This window comes from Paracoccus sp. PAR01 (genome assembly GCF_014851995.1).
Lineage (GTDB): Bacteria > Pseudomonadota > Alphaproteobacteria > Rhodobacterales > Rhodobacteraceae > Paracoccus > Paracoccus litorisediminis.
In genome coordinates this window covers 1-1,122 of record NZ_JACVAW010000078.1, presented here as the reverse complement: position 1 = coordinate 1,122, position 1,122 = coordinate 1, and the positions used below count along the sequence as shown (strand labels likewise).

The window sequence follows — 1,122 nt, the reverse complement described above, 5'->3', positions numbered from 1 at the left end:
GTAAGCGGTGTCCCGATCACACGGTGACTGCGTAATTCCACGGGAGCAGGTCTTGGATCTTGCTCTGTCTGTGGCCTTTGACGATGGCGGTGAGCGTGGCTGTCAGCCATGCGTGGGGATTGACGCCGTTCATCTTGCAGGTCTCGATGAGCGAGGCGATCACAGCCCAGTTTTCGGCACCGGCATCATGACCTGCGAAGAGGGCGTTCTTGCGGTTCAGGGCGATGGGGCGGATCGTGCGCTCGACGGTATTGCTGTCGAGCTCGACACGACCATCGGTCAGGAAGCGGCCGAGACCGTCGCGGTATTTGGCGATATAGGCCAGCGCCTCGCCCAAGGGTGATTTGGCGGACGCCCGGGCGCGGTGGTGGCTTAGCCAGGTGTCGATACGGGCGAGGATCGGGGCAGAGCGTTCCAGCCGGACGGCAAGTCGGGTTGCGGGGTCGTTACCGCGGATGTCGACCTCGATGGCATAGAGATCGCGGATGAGGGTCACGCCTTCCTCGGCAATCGGCGCGGAACCGTTGCGGGTGATCTCGATCAGCTTTCGGCGCGCATGGGCCCAGCAATGGGCCAACTGGATACTTGGGCCGATCCGGTCTGGCGCAATCAGCCGGTTGTATCCGGCATAGCCATCGACCTGCAGAATGCCACCGAAGCCCTGCAATATCCGTTCGGCATGTTGCCCGCCCCGACCGGGCGCATAGGTGAAGGCCACGCCCGGTGGAGACGGGCCGCCCCAGGGGTGATCATCGCGGGCCAGCGCCCAGAAGTAGCCGGTCTTGGTCTTTCTGGCCCCCGGATCGAGGACCGGGGCGCGGGTCTCGTCCATGAACAGCTTGGTGGACCGCTTCAGATCCGCCATCAGCGCATCGTGGACGGGGCGGAGTTCGAAGGCGGCACGCCCGACCCAATCGGCAAGGGTGGAACGGTCGAGATCGACGCCTTGGCGGCTGTAGATCTGGGCCTGACGGTAAAGCGGCAGATGATCGGCATACTTGCCGACCAGCACATGCGCGACCATCGCCTCGGTCGGCATGCCGCCGGGGATCAGCCGTGCTGGGGTCAGAGCCTGCGTTACGCCATCGGTGCAGGACCGGCAGGCATACTTGGGGCGGCGGG

General features: G+C 64.8%; 1 protein-coding gene. It reads right to left on the bottom strand.

Annotated features, from left to right (window positions below; genetic code table 11):
- Window positions 1–16 precede the first annotated feature (16 nt).
- On the bottom strand, window positions 17–1,122 hold a 1,106-nt coding region (locus IB235_RS24715; RefSeq protein WP_192339059.1), incomplete at its 5' end, for an IS66 family transposase.